General features: G+C 51.5%; 6 tRNA genes. All 6 read right to left on the bottom strand.

Annotated elements, in window-relative coordinates:
* Positions 1 to 72 precede the first annotated feature (72 nt).
* Positions 73 to 161: transfer RNA gene (locus CD116_RS10290), tRNA-Leu, on the bottom strand.
* Between the two features lie 10 nt (positions 162 to 171).
* Positions 172 to 246: transfer RNA gene (locus CD116_RS10285), tRNA-Gly, on the bottom strand.
* Positions 247 to 249: 3 nt separating this feature from the next.
* A tRNA-Leu gene (locus tag CD116_RS10280) sits at positions 250 to 331 on the bottom strand.
* A 3-nt stretch (positions 332 to 334) separates the two neighbouring features.
* Positions 335 to 410, bottom strand: a tRNA-Lys gene (locus tag CD116_RS10275).
* A 5-nt stretch (positions 411 to 415) separates the two neighbouring features.
* Positions 416 to 491, bottom strand: a tRNA-Thr gene (locus CD116_RS10270).
* Positions 492 to 507: 16 nt separating this feature from the next.
* Positions 508 to 583: transfer RNA gene (locus CD116_RS10265), tRNA-Val, on the bottom strand.
* Positions 584 to 647 lie beyond the last annotated feature (64 nt).

The raw sequence follows: 647 nt of genomic DNA, 5'->3' as shown, positions 1-647 counted from the left end.
CCCATAACCTCTTGATCCGTAGTCAAACGCTCTATCCAATTGAGCTACGGGCGCATATGTTTTTATTGAAAATGGTGCCGAGGACCGGAATCGAACCGGTACGGTGATCACTCACCGCAGGATTTTAAGTCCTGTGCGTCTGCCAGTTCCGCCACCCCGGCACTATAAAAATGGAGCAGAAGACGGGATTCGAACCCGCGACCCCAACCTTGGCAAGGTTGTATTCTACCGCTGAACTACTTCTGCATATGCGGGTGAAGGGAGTCGAACCCCCACGCCGTAAGGCGCTAGATCCTAAGTCTAGTGCGTCTGCCAATTCCGCCACACCCGCAAATGGTGAGCCATAGAGGATTCGAACCTCTGACCCTCTGATTAAAAGTCAGATGCTCTACCAACTGAGCTAATGGCTCTTCCATGGTGCCGGCCAGAGGACTTGAACCCCCAACCTACTGATTACAAGTCAGTTGCTCTACCAATTGAGCTAGGCCGGCAATATGTAAGAATAAATGGTGGAGAATGACGGGTTCGAACCGCCGACCCTCTGCTTGTAAGGCAGATGCTCTCCCAGCTGAGCTAATTCTCCGATTTAAAACTGCCTGGCAACGTTCTACTCTAGCGGAACGTAAGTCCAACTACCATCGACGCTA

It is taken from the genome of Staphylococcus schweitzeri, assembly GCF_002902405.1.
In the GTDB taxonomy this organism is placed as follows: Bacteria; Bacillota; Bacilli; order Staphylococcales; family Staphylococcaceae; genus Staphylococcus; species Staphylococcus schweitzeri.
This window is presented reverse-complemented; position numbering and strand designations above follow the sequence as displayed.